Origin of the sequence: Desulfovibrio sp. (genome assembly GCF_014803725.1) — a bacterium.
Classification (GTDB): Bacteria; Desulfobacterota; Desulfovibrionia; order Desulfovibrionales; family Desulfovibrionaceae; genus Desulfovibrio.
Map to the genome: position 1 here is coordinate 15,372 of NZ_JAAVBE010000028.1, position 15,657 is coordinate 31,028.

At 69.5% G+C, this 15,657-nt stretch carries 10 protein-coding genes and 3 pseudogenes; all 13 read left to right on the forward strand.

The features are described 5' to 3' along the window. The first annotated feature begins 175 nt into the window (after positions 1-175). The 13 genes and pseudogenes from HDR50_RS10415 to pnp all read left to right on the forward strand — a co-directional run bounded on the left by HDR50_RS10415 (position 176) and on the right by pnp (position 15,611). Positions 176-3,895, forward strand: a complete 3,720-nt coding sequence (locus tag HDR50_RS10415) for an FAD-binding and (Fe-S)-binding domain-containing protein (RefSeq protein ID WP_291358059.1) — start codon at positions 176-178, stop codon at positions 3,893-3,895. Next, the gene (locus HDR50_RS10420; protein ID WP_291358060.1) at positions 3,892-5,997 is read left to right on the forward strand and encodes a hypothetical protein; all 2,106 of its coding nucleotides are present in this window, start codon (positions 3,892-3,894) and stop codon (positions 5,995-5,997) included. The genes HDR50_RS10415 and HDR50_RS10420 overlap by 4 nt, the downstream gene beginning before the upstream one ends. 8 nt (positions 5,998-6,005) lie before the next feature. Then, a pseudogene (locus HDR50_RS10425) lies at positions 6,006-6,678 on the forward strand (site-2 protease family protein). 39 nt (positions 6,679-6,717) lie between these two features. After that, positions 6,718-7,668: pseudogene (trpS, locus tag HDR50_RS10430) on the forward strand (tryptophan--tRNA ligase); the annotation flags it as partial. A gap of 34 nt (positions 7,669-7,702) precedes the next feature. Next, the gene (ruvX, locus tag HDR50_RS10435) at positions 7,703-8,140 is read left to right on the forward strand and encodes a Holliday junction resolvase RuvX (RefSeq protein WP_291358061.1); all 438 of its coding nucleotides are present in this window, start codon (positions 7,703-7,705) and stop codon (positions 8,138-8,140) included. A gap of 17 nt (positions 8,141-8,157) precedes the next feature. Next, positions 8,158-8,592: pseudogene (locus HDR50_RS10440) on the forward strand (endolytic transglycosylase MltG); the annotation flags it as partial. A gap of 142 nt (positions 8,593-8,734) precedes the next feature. Beyond that, positions 8,735-9,247, forward strand: coding sequence for an endolytic transglycosylase MltG (gene mltG / locus HDR50_RS10445; protein WP_291358062.1), 513 nt, complete (start codon positions 8,735-8,737; stop codon positions 9,245-9,247). Then, positions 9,244-9,480: a hypothetical protein gene (locus HDR50_RS10450; RefSeq protein ID WP_291358063.1), complete on the forward strand. Its 237-nt coding sequence runs from the start codon at positions 9,244-9,246 to the stop codon at positions 9,478-9,480. The genes mltG and HDR50_RS10450 overlap by 4 nt, the downstream gene beginning before the upstream one ends. Then, the gene (locus HDR50_RS10455) at positions 9,477-11,021 is read left to right on the forward strand and encodes a cobyrinate a,c-diamide synthase (protein WP_291358064.1); all 1,545 of its coding nucleotides are present in this window, start codon (positions 9,477-9,479) and stop codon (positions 11,019-11,021) included. The genes HDR50_RS10450 and HDR50_RS10455 overlap by 4 nt, the downstream gene beginning before the upstream one ends. Next, positions 11,012-11,665, forward strand: coding sequence for a precorrin-8X methylmutase (locus HDR50_RS10460; RefSeq protein WP_291358065.1), 654 nt, complete (start codon positions 11,012-11,014; stop codon positions 11,663-11,665). The genes HDR50_RS10455 and HDR50_RS10460 overlap by 10 nt, the downstream gene beginning before the upstream one ends. A gap of 141 nt (positions 11,666-11,806) precedes the next feature. Then, complete coding sequence (gene truB, locus HDR50_RS10465; protein ID WP_291358066.1) at positions 11,807-12,745, forward strand: tRNA pseudouridine(55) synthase TruB; 939 nt, start codon at positions 11,807-11,809, stop codon at positions 12,743-12,745. A gap of 94 nt (positions 12,746-12,839) precedes the next feature. Further along, positions 12,840-13,109, forward strand: a complete 270-nt coding sequence (rpsO, locus tag HDR50_RS10470; protein WP_165078615.1) for a 30S ribosomal protein S15 — start codon at positions 12,840-12,842, stop codon at positions 13,107-13,109. A 264-nt stretch (positions 13,110-13,373) separates the two neighbouring features. After that, on the forward strand, positions 13,374-15,611 hold the full coding sequence (gene pnp, locus HDR50_RS10475; protein ID WP_291358067.1) for a polyribonucleotide nucleotidyltransferase: 2,238 nt from the start codon (positions 13,374-13,376) through the stop codon (positions 15,609-15,611). The last annotated feature ends 46 nt before the right edge of the window (positions 15,612-15,657 follow it).

Consider the following 15,657-nt stretch of genomic DNA (forward strand, 5'->3'; position numbering starts at 1 on the left):
CGTTTCCCTGCACAGCCCCGCCGCGTTCTCCCTGCTCCCTGCCTCACCCGGCTCCCACCGCCCCCCCGGCGGCCGCCCTTGCCAACTGGCCGCGGAAATCATAAACTACCCGTTTGCGCCCGCCTTCCTCATCGCATCCTGCCGCGGGCGCGCCGCAAGCAAGGGGTGGACGGCCATGCGCCACAAGGGCCCGCACATTTCCATCGCGCCTGACCATGTGGTCAACCGCATCCTCAAGATCAACGCCGACGATTTCGCCGAATGGCCGGAATCTGTCCGCAACCTCGCCATCAGCATCGCCGAGGAGCTTTTCCTCGTCGCCTATAATCCCTTCATCGACGCCGAGCTCGTGCGCGAGAGCGTGCGCGGCTCTTTTGAGCGCGAATCCGTGGCGCTGGCCCACTATTACGCCACTGCCATCAGCGAAGGCATCACCATGTTCTGGTCCGCCTACGAGGCGGAAACGGCCTTCCGCGAAAAACTGCTGGACGCGCTTTCCGACATCTTCCCGGAGGAGTGCATCCGCCGGGAGCCCGCGGACCTCGTGGAAAACGCCACCGACGCCACGGACCTGCGCATGGAGCTGCCGCTGCTCGTGGTGGAGCCGGACAATGCCGAGCAGGTGGCCGCGCTCGTGCGCCTCGCCAATGACATGAAGTTCGCGCTCATCCCGCGCGGGGGCGGCTCGGGCATGACCGGCGGCGCGGTGCCCGCGCGCAAGCGCGCAGTGGTCGTCAGCATGACGCGCTTGACGCGCATCGGGCCCATCGACCTTGCGGCCATGACCGTCACCTGCGAGGCGGGCGCGCTCACCCAGCAGGTCATCGACGCCGTGGCAGCGGCGGGCGCGGTCTTCACGGTCGACCCGGCCTCCAAGCAGGCCTCGTCCATCGGCGGCAATGTGTCGGAAAACGCGGGCGGCCCCAGCGCCTTTGAATACGGCACCACCCTCGACAACCTGCTCTGGTGGAAGATGGTCACGCCCACGGGCGAAATCATCACCGTGGAGCGCGAGGATCACCCCCGCCACAAGATCCTCCCGGACGAGACCGCGGTCTTCGCCGTCAAGGACGTGAGCGGCGGCGTGCGCAATGTCGTGCACCTGCGCGGTGACGAGATCCGCCTGCCCGGCCTCGGCAAGGACGTGACCAACAAGGCCCTCGGGGGCCTTCCCGGCATGCAGAAGGAGGGCGTGGACGGCATCATCACCGAGGCCTGCTTCGTCATCCACAAGAAGCCGAAGCACTCGCGCGTCATGGTGCTGGAATTTTTCGGCCGCTCCATGCACCCGGCGGCGCTCGTGGTGCGCGACCTCGTGGCCTTGCGCAACCGCATCCGCGAGGAAGGCGATTACGCCCACCTTTCGGCGCTGGAGGAATTCAACGCCAAGTATGTGCAGGCCATCGAGTACAAGCGCAAGTCGCAGAAGTTCGAGGGGCTGCCCATCTCGGTGATCGTCCTCCAGGTGGACGGCGACGACCCGTACCTGCTCGACAGGTGCGTGGCCGACATCGTGAATGTGGCCGAGGCGCAGGAAAACGTGGACATCATCGTGGCGCGCGACGCGAAAGAGGCCGACCTCTTCTGGGAAGACCGGCACCGCCTCTCTGTCATCGCGAGGCGCACCTCGGGCTTCAAGCTCAACGAGGACGTGGTCATCCCCATGCAGCGCATCCCGGATTTCGCGCTCTTCCTCGAGCAGCTGAACCTCGAATACGCGGCGCGCGCCTACCGCCACGCCCTGCAGGAGGTGGGGCGCCTCCCGGGCTTCCCCATGGAGGACAAGGCCTTCAACGAGGAGTTTTCCAGGGCCGCCAGCGCGGCCTCGGGCGACGTTTCGGCCACCGAGCTCTCGGACAACGAGCTCTGGGCCAGAGGGGGCGCCTACCTCGACGGCTTCGCCCAGGCGTACCCGCACCTCGCCAAAAAGATCGACGCCATCCGCGCCCACATGGAGGCGAGCCGCATCATCATCGCGAGCCACATGCACGCGGGCGACGGCAACTGCCATGTGAACATCCCGGTCAATTCCAACGACGCCCGCATGCTGGAGGAGGCCGAGGAGGCCGCGGCGCGCGTCATGGCCGAGTGCCAGGAGATGGGCGGCGAGGTCTCGGGCGAGCACGGCATCGGCATCACGAAGATCTCGTTTTTCGCGCCCGACAAGATGGAGGCCCTGCGCCGCTTCAAGGAGCGCGTGGACCCGCGCGATGTCATGAACCCGGCCAAGCTCGTGCACCGCGAGCTGCCCGTCAGGCCCTTCACCTTTTCCTTCAACCGGCTCATCAACGACATCCGCGAGAGCGGCCTCCCGGACAAGGAAACGCTCATCAGCCTGCTCTCGGCCATCCAGATGTGCACGCGCTGCGGCAAGTGCAAGCTCGTCTGCGCCATGAGCTATCCCGAGCGCTCCATGCAGTACCACCCGCGCAACAAGAACATGGTGCTCGGCATGCTGCTGGAGGCGGTGTATTATTCGCAGATCAACACCGGCCGCATAGACGAGCGCCTGTTGCGCGAGCTGCGCGGCCTCGTGGAGCACTGCACGGCCTGCGGCCGCTGCACGGCCAACTGCCCCATGAAGATCCCCTCCGGCGAGGTGGCGCTTTCCCTGCGCGGCATGCTCGACCACGAGGGCGCGGGCGGCCACCCCATCAAGGAGCGCGCCCTCACCTGGCTTGTGCGCGACATCCCGGCGCGCGTGCCCAAGGCCGCCAAGCTGGCCTCGGTGGGCCAGAAGATGCAGAACCGCGTGCTCGATTTCGTGCCCCAGGCCTGGCAGCGGCGCATGGAAAATCCGCTCTTTTCCGGGCGCGGGCCCAAGACCGGCTATACCAACCTGTATGAGGCGCTGAAGCTCCACCGCGGCTCCATCTTCGTGCCAGCGGACGAGGATGTGCCGGAGGCGGCGGAAGAAGCCGCGGCCGATGCGCCAGCGGCGGAAACGCTTGCGGAGAACGCGGCCGCTGCGGTGGGAACGCCCCTTGAGGCGGAAGCGCCAGTGACGGAGGGCGCGCCCGCAGACGGCGAAAGCGCCCCGGAAAGCCTGCCCGGCGCCGGCCGCGAGCTCGCGCTCTATTTCCCGGGCTGCGGCGGGGCGCTCTTTTATGACCGCATCGGCATGTCCTCCATCATGCTCATGCTCAAGGCGGGCATCGCCGTGGCCGTGCCGCCGCGGCATCTCTGCTGCGGCTTTCCGCTGCTCGCCGCGGGCATGGACACGGCCTTTGAGGACAATCTCGCCCAGAACCGCCAGTACCTCGCCTCCATGCTTCGCAGCCTCGCCCGCCAGGGCTTCGAGTGCCGCTGGCTGGTCACGGCCTGCGGCTCCTGCCGGGACGGCCTCGAGCGGCTGAAGCTCACCGAGATGTTCCCGAACCTCGAGCACCGCGACGTGAGCCAGCTCGTGCTGCCGCGCCTGCCCGAGCTTCAGGCGCAGGGGGAGGGCAAGGACGCGGCGCCGGAAAACGCGGACGTGCTCTATCACGCCTCCTGCCACTGCGAATGGGCGGACGTGAACAAGATCAAGGGCCAGCGCCAGCTCGTGAAAGCCCTCAAGGACTTCTCCGGCCGGAGCGTGACCATGAGCCCGGGCTGCTGCGGCGAATCCGGCATGGGCGCCATGACCTCGCCCGAGATCTACAACCTGCTCCGGGAGCGCAAGCGCGAACGCCTCGAGAGCGCCTTTGCGGACGGCGTGGACGGGCCGGTCATCGTGGGCTGCCCCTCGTGCAAGATCGGCATCGGCCGCACCCTGCTCGCCATGCGCGACAAAAGGCCGGTCTTGCATGTGGCGGAATGGCTCGCCGGCCTCATGGACGGCGAGGACCGCCGCCAGACCTTCCGCAAGCGCGTCAACGAGAGCCGGGGCGAGATCCGCGCCGTCAGGCTGTGAGGCGCCCCAAGCCTGACGCCCCGCTGTCGCGGACCGGCCGCGCCCGTTGGCGGTTCGTCCGCGCGCTCGCCTGGCTCGCTCTTCTCGCCGGCCTCGCGCCCTTTGTCTGGGCCTTGGGCTTCTGCTTCCCGCGCGGCGACGACTTCGACGAAGTCACGCGCGCCATGTTCCTCTTCGACCTTCCGGGCGGCCTCTACGAAGTCGGGCGCGAATGGCTGACCTGGAGCGGCCGCTACACCTACCACTTTCTCGCTGTGTTCCTCGGCAAGGCCGGTGAACTCCGTTTCGCCGCCGGCCTCATGTGCGGCGCGGTGCTGGCGCTCCACGGCGCGGCCTTTTACGGCTTCGCCCGGGCGGCGGGGGTGGCCCGGCGCGACGCCGCCCCGCTGGCCCTGCTGGCCGTGCTCACGCTCTGCGCCTGCACCGGCTTTCTCCCCGGTTTCTACCTGCTCACCGACGCGCTGACCACGGGCTTGCAGTCCGCAGCGGCGCTGCTGTTTTTCTGGAGCCTCTGCGCCCTGTGGCAGCGCTGCGCGGCTTCAGCACCGGATGCGGCGCTCCGCCGCTCCCGGCGCCTTGCCATCCTGCTCGGCGTGCTCGGCGTGGGCGTGTTCGAGCATGCGGCGCTCGCCGTGCTTTCCGGCGCAGCCATCGCCTGCGCCCTCGCCTGGTTCCATGACCGGCGAGGGCAGGTGCGCTTCGCGGCCGGGCGCTTTCGCGTCTTCCTCGGCGTGGGGCTCTGGTGCGCGGGCGCCCTGCTTTTTTCGTTTCTCGCGCCGGGCAATTTCGCCCGCAGGGCCGTGCGCGGCATTGACGCGGAGACCGTGGGGCGCCAGCTCGCGGCGCTTCCCGGGGACTGGCTCCATGCGCTCGGCGCCTTTGCCGGGAGCCTCTGGCCCGCGGCGGCGCTCCTGCTGGTGCTGCTCCTCCTCTTCCTGCGGCGCCGCGAAAAGCCGGTTCTTGCGCGGCCGGAAGCCCTGCTCCTCGCCGCGCTCTGCCCGACGGTGTTCTGCCTGTTCAGCTTCGCGCTCGGCGCCCTGCACGCCGCAAGCGACATGCCGCTCCCGAGCCATTCCAAGCTGGCCGCGAGCCTCGGGCTGTATGCCGCCTGCGCCCTTGGCTTCACGGCTTCTGCCCTGCTTGATGCCCTGCCGGCCCTCACCCGCCCCCGGCCTCTTTGGGCACTTCTCACCGGGGCGGTGCTGCTCGGGCTGTGCCTTGCGGGCGGCAACTTCCAGGGCTGTTTGCGCGCTGCCGTCAACGGCGACATGGCGCTCTATGCCGAGACCATGGAACGGCGGGACGCCTGGCTGCGCCACGAGGGCGCGAAATCCCCCTGGCAGGGGAAGTTCCGCTTCGGCCTTGCGGGCGAAGTGCTCTATCCCGGTTCGCGCGTGCGCACGCTCAGGCCCGGCGCCCCCGTGACCCTCGTCTGCCAGTGGCGCCGCCCGGTGCCCCCGGTCTGGAGCTTCGCCGGGCTCCCGCCGAAACCTTCGGCATGGCCCAACCAGTGGGTGGCCTGGATGTACGGCCTTGAGGCCGTGGCCAGCGCCCGCCCCTCGCCGGCGCCGGCCGTGGGTGCGGTTTTTGGGCGAGCGGACGCACCTGGTGGCGCTCCTGACGGCCCGCTGGAACTGCGCCTGCCCCCCGAAGCGCGGCGCCTCGGCCTGACGGGCGCGTGGCGCGTCAACGCGCAGGGCGGCCCCAACCCCACTTTTGCGCTCGACTGGCTCGTGCTCGAAAGCGAAAAAGCGCTGCCAAAACAGGTGGCCGTGCTGGCGCCGAGCCCGCTCTCCCGGGCGCGCATGGCGCCGCTTTTTGTGCAGGCATGGCTGTTGCGCGCGGCCGAAGCCGGGGACGGCGCTCTTGCGCTCTGGAGCGGGCCGGAACTCGCCTTCCATCCGGCCGCCTGGCGCGTGAAAGGGGCACACGCAGGTATGTTCCGCTACGCCTTTCCGCTCGGGCCGGCCGCGCCGCTGGCGCAAGGCGCTTCCGAGCCCGGGGAGTGGCCGGCCGGCCTCTTCCTGCGCCTCACCGGGGCGGGCCTCCTCCAGCTCGCGCCGGCCGGGGCCGTCCTCGACAGCGGCCTTGAAAGCGGATAGGTTCAGGCATGTTCGATTTTGACATTTCCCAGGCCCTGCGCCTGCTCGCCATCGCCTTCGTGCCCGCGCTGCTCGGCATCATCCTCCACGAAGTCGCCCACGGCTGGGTGGCCGAGCGCTGCGGCGACCCCACGGCCCGCCAGCTCGGGCGCCTGACCCTCAACCCCCTGCCGCANATCGACCCNGCNGGNCTNGCCGTNTTCGGGCTCACCAGCCTTTCCGGNGCCTTTGTCTTCGGCTGGGCCAAGCCCGTGCCNGTGGACCCGCGCAATTTCCGCAACCCNCACCGGGACATGATGCTGGTNGCCCTGGCCGGGCCCATGACCAACTTCGTGCTCGCCGTGNCTCTTCGGNCTCGGNCTNTGGGCNGCNGTNCANGTGCTGCCCTTTGCCGAGCTGCGCGGAAGCCNGGNCTACATTTTCGCCCTGTCCTCGCTCCAGGCCGGGGTGGTCATCAATTTCGGCCTCGGCTGGCTCAACCTGCTGCCCATCCCGCCGCTGGACGGCAGCAAGATCCTGGCCTATTTTCTCCCCGGCGAGTGGGCGTGGCGNTACATGAACCTCGGGCGCTACGGCTTTGTCATCCTGCTCGTCCTTNTGGCCACNGGCCTGCTCGGCAAGCTGCTCGGGCCGCTCGTNAGCNNNAGCAGCCTCGGGCTGCTCGGCCTTTTGGGCTTCTGACGCCGGCCCCAANCCCCCCAAGCGCACAAAGGACGCACCATGAGCGAAAAACCGCGCACCGTCTCGGGCATGCGGCCCACCGGGCCGCTCCATCTGGGCCACTATTTCGGCGTGCTCAGGAACTGGATCGACCTGCAGGAGCGCGAACAGGCCTTCTTTTTCGTGGCCGACTGGCACGCGCTGACGAGCGACTACGCCGACCCCTCGGCCATNCGCCGCAATATCGANGAAATGGTCAAGGACTGGGTGGCCGCCGGCCTCGACCCGGAAAANTGCGTCATCTTCCGCCAGTCGGATGTCAAGGAGCACGCCGAGCTCTCGCTTNTGCTCTCCATGATCACGCCCGTCTCNTGGCTGGAGCGCAANCCCACCTACAAGGAACAGCAGCAGCAGATCAGCAACAAGGANCTNGGCAACGCGGGCTTTCTCTGCTACCCCGTGCTCATGGCCGCGGACATCCTCATGTACCGNCCCCACGGCGTGCCCGTGGGCGAGGACCAGTTGCCGCACATGGAGCTCACNCGCGANATCGCGCGCCGCTTCAANTANCTCTANGGCGAGACCTTCCCCGAGCCGCAGGCCCTGCTCACGCCCGCGGCCAAGTGCCCGGGCCTNGACGGCCGCAAGATGTCCAAGAGCTACGGCAACGGCATCTCGCTTTCGGAGCCCATGGACAGCATCNGNGACAAGGTGCGCGGCATGTTCACGGACAAGGCGCGGCTGCGCAAGTCCGACCCCGGNGACCCGGACATCTGCAANCTCTTCCCCTACCATGTGCTGCTCTCAAGCCCGGAGGAGCAGATGGAGATCNGGCGCGGCTGCACCTCNGCGACCCTGGGCTGCGTGGACTGCAAGAAGATCTTTCTCAAGAATCTCGCNNCTTTNCTGGAGCCNNTGCAGGAGCGGCGGGCCAAGCTCGACGACAAGGCCGTGGCGGNCATCCTCGCNCAGGGCGGCGANCGCGCGCGGGCCTTNGCGGCCACGACCATGCAGCGCCGTNNGGGAAAAGATGGGGCTCTAGGGCGTGCGCTNCGCCGGCATCGACTACGGCCTCGCCCGCACGGGCCTCGCCGTTTCCGACCCGGAGGGGNGGGTGGCCTTTCCGCTCGCCACCTTCCGNCTCGAGGATTTCGCCGGCCGCTCGGCCCTTNTGGACGCNCTGGCCGACCGCATCCGGGAGGANGGCGCGGAGGCCGTGGTCATGGGCCTNCCCCTGNTNNTGGACGGCGGCGAGAGCCTGACCACCCGCCAGGTGCGCAACGTGACNGGCCGGCTCAAGCGGCGNCTTGAGCTCCCCATCTACTATATGCCGGAACTGCTCTCTTCCGAGGAGGCCGCGCAGGACCTGCGCGAGGCCGGNCTNTCNCGNGANAAGGCCCGCGCCGTGCTNGACNGGCAGGCCGCGGCGCGCATCCTCGCGTCCTTCCTGGCCGAGCCCGANGANCGNCGGAGGCTNGCATGAAGACCTTTTTCCGCTTCATGCTCCTCCTTATCCTCGTGGCCGCNGCCGGCGGCGTGTGGCTCTGGCACGAGGCCCAGGTCTTTCTCGAAACGGCCGCGGGCCAGCCGGGGGAACAGGTCATCTTCGACGTGGCCCCGGGCGCGCACCTCAACAAGATCGCCGACGACCTCCAAAAGCGCGGCCTCATCACCAGCGCGCGNAACTTCGCCCTGCTCGCGCGCTGGAAAAAGCAGGAAAACCGCCTNCAGGCCGGGCGCTTNGCCCTTGAANGNGGNTCNANGCCCGAAGCGGTGCTGGAGGCGCTCGTCAACGGCCGNCCNGTGCTCCAGCGCGTCACCGTGCCCGAGGGGCTGACGTGGTGGCAGACCGGGCGNCTGCTGGAAAGCGAGGGCCTNGTCCGCTTCGAGGACTTCCGCGAGGCNGTCACCGACCCGGAATTTCTCAGGCATTACGGCATCCCCTTCGCCACGGCCGANGGCTTCCTCATGCCGGACACCTACTTGCTCAAGCCGCCGGATGCCGGCNGCGGNNGNNNCNGGGGNCGAGGCGGCAGCGCAAGCNGCGANGGCCCAGGCGCGCGCNGTGGCAGGNCGNATGATCGACAATTTCTGGCGCAANGCGGCNCCGCTCTGGCCCGATGGCGCCGGGCGCGAGGGCGTGGCCGCGCGGCCNCCGGCGCCGGAGCTCAGGAAATGGGTGACGCTNGCCTCCATCGTGGAGAAGGAGACNGGCATCCCGGAAGAGCGGGCGCGCGTGGCCGGCGTGTANGANAACCGGCTCGGCCGNGGCATGCTNCTCCAGGCCGACCCCACGGTCATCTACGGCCTCGGGCCCACCTTTGACGGCAATTTGCGCCGNAGCCAGCTCGACGACGCGGCCAANGCCTACAACACCTANCAGCGNNCNGGNCTGCCGCCCGGGCCCATCGCCTCCTTCGGCACGGCGGCGCTNNNCGCGGCCATCNGNCCNGANGAGCACGGCTATCTCTACTTCGTNGCCANNACNGACGGNGGCGAGCACCAGTTCTCCGCNACGCTCCAGGAACACAACCGCGCCGTNCGCGAATACCTGCGCCAGCGGCGCGCCGCCAGGCGAGGCACGCCATGAACTATCTCATCATGGAGGATTTTTCCGGCCAGCCCGTGCCCTTCATCTTTCCGCGCCGCGTGGACCACGCCGACATGCGCGACCAGCTCCCTTACGGGCAGGCGCTTTCCTGCGGCACCGTGGAGCTCGGCCCGGCAGGTTTCGTCTGTTCCGGCGGCAACGCCGAGCTGGGGCTCAGGGCGCGGCCCGCGGCAGACGCGGCCGTCATTACAGAAGCTCTGCGGACGCGATGAAGGGCGCCTTGCCGCCCGGCCTGCTCATGGCCGGCACGGCCAGCGGCGCCGGCAAGACCGTGGCGGCGCTGGGCCTCATCCGCGCCCTGCGCAGGCTTGGCCTTGAGGTAGCCGCCGCCAAGACCGGGCCGGACTTTATCGACACAGCCTTTCTCGCCCAGGCGAGCGGCGGTGCGGCGGCCAATCTCGATGTCTGGATGTGCCGCGCGGGCGCCAAGGCACGCCGGCGCGGCGTGCCGGCCGGCCTTGCGCGGCTGCGGCGCCGGCTTTTGTCGCCGGTAGCGGGGAGCAAGCCCGACGTCTGGGTGGTCGAGGGCGCCATGGGCCTCTATGACGGGGGCCCGGACGGCGCGGGCGGGGCCGCGCAGCTTGCCAAGGCGCTCGACCTCCCGGTGCTGCTCGTGCTCAATGTGCGCGGCATGGGGCAGTCGGTGGCCGCGCTCGCCGAGGGCTTTTTGCGCCACAAGCTCCGCGGAGGAAGGCCGCGCTTTCTGGGCCTCATATGCACCCAGTCCGGCGGCGCGGCCCATGAAAAGCTGCTGCACGAGGCGCTGGCCCCGGTGCTTGCGCGGGAAAAGCTGCCCCTGTTCGGCTTCCTGCCCCGGGCCGGGGCGCCGAAGCTCGCGTCCCGGCATCTGGGCCTCGTGGAGGCCCGGGAAGCGCTTGAGGGGCGTGACCTGGACGGCATCGGCCGCTGGTTCGCCGGCCATTGCGACGTGGCGGCCATCCTGCGGGCGCTCGACGTTCCTCAGCCGCAGCCAGCGGCAGCACCCACCTCCTCGCCCCGAGACTCCGGCTCTACCGCCTTCTTCCCTTTCCGGCGCCGGGCCGGCCGCACTATCGGGCGCCCGCGCATCGGCATCGCGCGGGACGCGGCCTTCAGCTTCTGTTATGCCGACCTCCCGGCTCTGCTGGCCGGGCTCGGCGCGGAGCCGGTGTTCTTTTCCCCGCTGGCGGACGCCGCGCCGCCCGAGGGCTGCGCGGGCCTCTACTTTCCCGGCGGTTATCCCGAGCTGCACGCCGAAGCGCTTGCGGCGAATACCGCCATGGTCGCGGCCCTGCGCGAGTTCGCCGGCCGCGGCCTCCCCGTCTATGGCGAATGCGGCGGTTATATCTATCTCATGCGCGAGGTGCAGGTGGGGGGCGCGCGCCACGCGCTTGCCGGGCTTTTGCCGCTCACCTGCCATCTGGGCGACCGGCTGGCGGCGCTCGGCTACCGCGAAGCCGAGCCGCTGCCCGGCTGGTTGCCGGCACGCCCCGAAAGCGAAAAGTCCCCGCTCGTCGTGCGCGGCCATGAATTCCACTATGCGCGCCTGAACCACGCGGAGCTGCCCCCGGATTGCGTGCCGCTCTGGCGCGTGAGCGACGCCGCCGGCGAGCCGCGCGGGCTTGAGGGCTGCCGCCTCGGGCGCGTGGCCGGCTCGTGGCTGCATCTTTATCCCGAGGGCAGCCGCCGCTTCTGGAAAGCATGGCTTGAGCTCACGCGCGCAGCCGAACGCCCCGACACAAAGCCCCAGCCCCCGGAGTTGCCATGCCCGTGATGCTCGACCCCGCCGCCACGCCCGAGGCCATCGAGGCCCGCTCCTTCGCCATCATCGACGCCGAGCTCCCCGAGCCGCGCCCCTTTGCCGGGCCGCTCTGGGAGGTGGCGCGCCGCTGCATCCACGCCCTCGGGGATACGGCCATCCTGCCCGAGCTGCGCCTCAGCGAGCACGCCCTTGAACGCGGCGTTTCGGCCCTGCGCGCCGGAAAGCCCGTGTTCACGGACACGCGCATGGCGGCCGCCGGGCTGCCGGCGCGGCGCATGGAGCGCCTCGGCGTCGAGGTAGTGCCGCTCATGGGCCTTGACGGCGTGGGCGTGGCCGCCCGCGCGCGGGGCGTCACGCGGGCGGCCGCGGGCATCCGCATGATTGCCGACCGCCTCGCCGGCGCCGTCGTGCTCATCGGGAACGCGCCCACGGCGCTCCTGGCATTGCTGGAAGAACTGGAGGGACGGCCCCCGGAGGCCGGGCCGGCGCTCATCGTGGGCATGCCCGTGGGCTTTGTGAACGCCGCGCAATCCAAGGAACTGCTCGCCCAAAGCCCCTGGCCGCACTTCACCCTTTTGGGACGCAAGGGCGGTTCGGCCGTGGCCGCGGCCTCTGTCAACGCGCTGGCCGAGCTGGCGCTGCGGGAGGGGGAATAAGCGACACGCGCCTCCCCTCCGCTTCCCGTTGCCAAAAGCGGGCAAAACGGGCATTTTCCAAGAAAACTTTGACTTTCCGCGCGGGCCGGTTTATGAGCGACAGTTGCTCCCGCATGGGAGCCGCCACAGGCCGGAAACAGCATGACGGAACAGCGCGCCCATCCACCCACGCCCTTGCCGCAACTGGACGGCGTGCTGGTGCTGGACAAGCCCACCGGGCCCACGTCGGCCCGCTGCGTGGCCGCGCTCAAGCGCCTGGGGCAGAAAAAGATCGGCCATGCGGGCACGCTGGACCCGCTGGCTTCGGGCGTTTTGCTCATCCTGCTCGGGCAGGCGACCAAGCTCTCGTCCTTCCTCATGGAGGGCGGCGGCAAGGTCTACCGGGGTTGCTTGCGCCTGGGGCAGACCACGGACACCTGGGACAGCCAGGGCGAAGTCATGGCCGAGGCGCCGTGGCAGCATGTGGCCCCCGAGGATGTGGCGCGGGACATCGCCTCGTGGACGGCCCTCACCGAGCAGCCCGTGCCGCCCTATTCGGCGGCCAAGCACGAGGGGCAGCCCCTCTACCGGCTGGCGCGCCGGGGCAGGACGGCCCCGGCCAAGACCAAGGCCGTGAAAATTTCACAGGCGGCGGCGCTCGAGGTGAGCCTGCCGTTTGTGCGCTTCCGGGTCGCGTGCGGCTCCGGCACCTATGTTCGCTCCCTGGCCCACAGCTTGGGGATGCGCTTGGGCTGCGGGGCCGTGCTGACGGAACTGACCCGGGAGTACAGCCACCCCTTCGGGCTCGGCGAAGCCACGGGGCTCGACGCCCTTGTGGCCGACCCGGCCCTTTTGGCGGCGCGGGTGCGGCCCCTGGCTGACGCGCTTCCCGCGTGGCCCCGGCTTCTGCTCACGCGGGAGCAGGAACGCCGCGTGCGCAACGGCATGGCGCTCCCCGTGAGCGCCGTGGACAGCGGCGATGCCGCCCGCGACGCGGGCCACGCCCTGCTCTGCGCGGCGGACGGAACGGCGCTGGCGCTCGCGCGGCGCGAAATGACGCCGCTGGGGGATGCGTGGGCCGTCGCAAGGGGCCTGTGGTAGGGCCGCGTGGCCCGGGAGGCCGTGGGCTCTACCGGGGCGCAGGGCAGGTTTTGGGGGTGGCGCATCATCAACCCTTCCTGAAAGGAGAATCGCTGTGGTCATGGATGCCGAACAGAAAAAGGCTGTCATTGACGCCCACGCCAAGCACGAGGGCGACACCGGCTCCCCGGAGGTGCAGGTGGCCCTGCTCACCGCGCGCATCGAGGGCCTGACCGGGCACTTCAAGGTGCACAAGAAGGACTTTCACTCGCGCACGGGCCTGCTCAAGCTGGTGGGCCACCGCCGCAAGATCCTCAATTATCTGAAAAAGAAGGATATCCAGCGCTACCGCGCGCTCATCGAAAAACTGGGCTTGCGCAAGTAGGCTTTCGTTTTTATCATGAAGGACTGCCAAGGGGGGGCGCAAGGCTCCCCCTTGGCGTATCAAACCGGCCCCGCTTGCGTGAGGCCGGGCTTCCGCTTTTCCCGCCCGGAAGAGGCGCCCGCGGGCGCATTGGCGGGGATGACGCCCCTGATGGGGCATAAACGCAGAAGGGGGGTCCGGGAAAATCAGGCAGGGCGCGGCCGGCCACGCGCACCCGCACGGCTGCCCGCTTTTCCCGGAATCCCCTTCACCCATGAGGAATGTATGGCACAGGATATTTTTGAGCCCACCCGGGTCACGGCCGAGGTGGGCGGCAAGGAAGTCATCCTTGAATGCGGGCGCCTCGCCAACCAGGCGGACGGCGCGGTGTGGGTGCAGTGCGGCGGCACGGTGGTGCTCGTCACCGTGTGTTCGCAGCCCCTCGAGTTCGACAAGGGCTTCTTCCCGCTGACCGTGGAATATTCGGAAAAAATGTACGCCGCCGGACGCATCCCCGGGAGCTTCTTCCGGCGCGAGATCGGCCGCCCCTCTGAGCGCGAGACACTGGTCTCCCGGCTCATCGACCGGCCCATCCGCCCGCTCTTCCCCAAGGGCCTGAACGAGGACGTGCAGGTGCTCGCCACCGTCATCTCCGCCGACCAGGAGAACGATTCCGACGTGCTCGCCATCACCGGCGCCTCGGCGGCGCTCATGGTCTCGCGGCTGCCCTTCGCCGGGCCCGTGGCGGGCGGGCGCATCGGGCGCATCAACGGCCGCTTCGTGCTCAACCCCACCATTTCGGAGCAGGCGCAAAGCGACATCAATCTCGTGTTCGCGGCCTCGCGCGACGCGCTGACCATGGTGGAGGGCGAGGCGCACTTCGTGCCCGAGGACGACATCATCGAGGCCCTGGAATGGGGCCGCAAGGAGATCCAGCCGCTCATCGACGCCCAGTACAGGCTCGCCGAGCTCTGCGGCAAGCCCAAGATGGACTTCACCCCGCACGAGGACGACCCCAGGCTCCTCGCGCGCGTGGAGGAGCTGGCGCTTGCCGCCGGCCTCGACGCTGCCCTGCGCGTGCCCGAGAAGCTGGCCCGCAAGGAGGCGCGCAAGGCCGTCAAGACCGCCGTGCTCACGGCGCTCACCGACGACCCGGCCTGGGCGGAAAACGAGGCCGCGCTCAAGGCCGTGCCCGACATGCTGTGCGACCTTGAAAAGCGCCTCGTGCGCGGGCGCATCGTCAGGGAGGGCACGCGCATCGACGGCCGCGACGTGAAAAGCGTGCGCCCCATCCAGATCCAGACAGGCGTGCTCCCCCGCGCCCACGGCTCGGCGCTGTTCCGGCGCGGCGAGACCAAGTCCATGGTCGTGACCACGCTCGGCTCCTCCACGGACGAGCAGCGCATGGACTCGCTCACCGGCGACGTGACCAAGCGCTTCATGCTGCACTACAATTTCCCGCCCTATTGCGTGGGCGAGGTCAAGCCCGTGCGCCTCTCGCGCCGCGAAATCGGCCACGGCGCCCTTGCCGAGCGCTCTCTTAGGCCCATCCTGCCCCCGGATACGGACTTCCCCTTCACCCTGCGCGTGGTGGCCGAGACCATGGAGTCCAACGGCTCCTCCTCCATGGCGGCGGTGTGCGGCGGGTCACTGGCGCTCATGGACGCGGGCGTGCCCGTATCCGCGCCGGTGGCGGGCGTTGCCATGGGCCTCATCAAGGAAGGGGACCGCTTCATCGTGCTCACCGACATCTTGGGCGACGAGGACGCGCTCGGCGACATGGACTTCAAGATCGCGGGCACGGCCGAGGGCGTGACCGGCGTGCAGATGGACATCAAGATCACCGGCCTCACCACGGACATCATGCGCGCGGCCATGCGCCAGGCCCGCGAGGGGCGGCTGCACATCCTGGGCGAGATGGCCAAGGCCATCGCCGAGCCGCGCAAGGAGCTTTCGCGCTATGCGCCGCAGCACGCCGAGATCTTCGTCAACCCGGACATCATCCGGCTGATCATCGGCCCCGGCGGCAAGAACATCAAGGCCATCACCACGGCCACGGGCGCCTCGGTGGACATCGAGGACTCGGGCCGCGTCTCCATCTTCGCGCCCACGGCCGAAGCGCTGGAAAAGGCGCGGGAGATGGTCTCCTACTATGACCAGCGCCCGGACCTCGGCAAGAACTACCTCGCCAAGGTGCGCAAGGTCATGGACATCGGCGCCATCGTGGAGGTGCTGCCCAATGTGGAGGCGCTCGTCCACGTGTCGCAGCTCGATATCGGCCGGGTGGAGCAGCCGGGCGACGTGGCCCGCATCGGCGAGGACATGCTCGTCAAGGTCATCGAGATCAATGGCGACCGCATCCGCGCCAGCCGCAAGGCCGTGCTCCTCGAGGAGCAGGGCCATCCCTGGAACCCGGAGGAGACCGCCCGGCCCCCGCGCCGCGAAGGCGGCGACCGCAACCGCGGCCCGCGCCACGGCGGCGACCGGGGCGGTGATCGCGGCCCGCGCCGGCAGGGCTCGTAAATAGCGTTTGCATAAGAGCCCGTGCCCGCGGCCGATGCGAGCCCAG

Excerpts from the sequence above, each read along its gene's own strand:
- pnp (WP_291358067.1), top strand. The coding sequence starts at position 13,374 with ATGGCACAGGATATTTTTGAGCCCACCCGGGTCACGGCCGAGGTGGGC.
- HDR50_RS10455 (WP_291358064.1), top strand. The coding sequence starts at position 9,477 with ATGAAGGGCGCCTTGCCGCCCGGCCTGCTCATGGCCGGCACGGCCAGC.
- HDR50_RS10460 (WP_291358065.1), top strand. The coding sequence starts at position 11,012 with ATGCCCGTGATGCTCGACCCCGCCGCCACGCCCGAGGCCATCGAGGCC.
- HDR50_RS10415 (WP_291358059.1), top strand. The coding sequence starts at position 176 with ATGCGCCACAAGGGCCCGCACATTTCCATCGCGCCTGACCATGTGGTC.
- truB (WP_291358066.1), top strand. The coding sequence starts at position 11,807 with ATGACGGAACAGCGCGCCCATCCACCCACGCCCTTGCCGCAACTGGAC.
- HDR50_RS10450 (WP_291358063.1), top strand. The coding sequence starts at position 9,244 with ATGAACTATCTCATCATGGAGGATTTTTCCGGCCAGCCCGTGCCCTTC.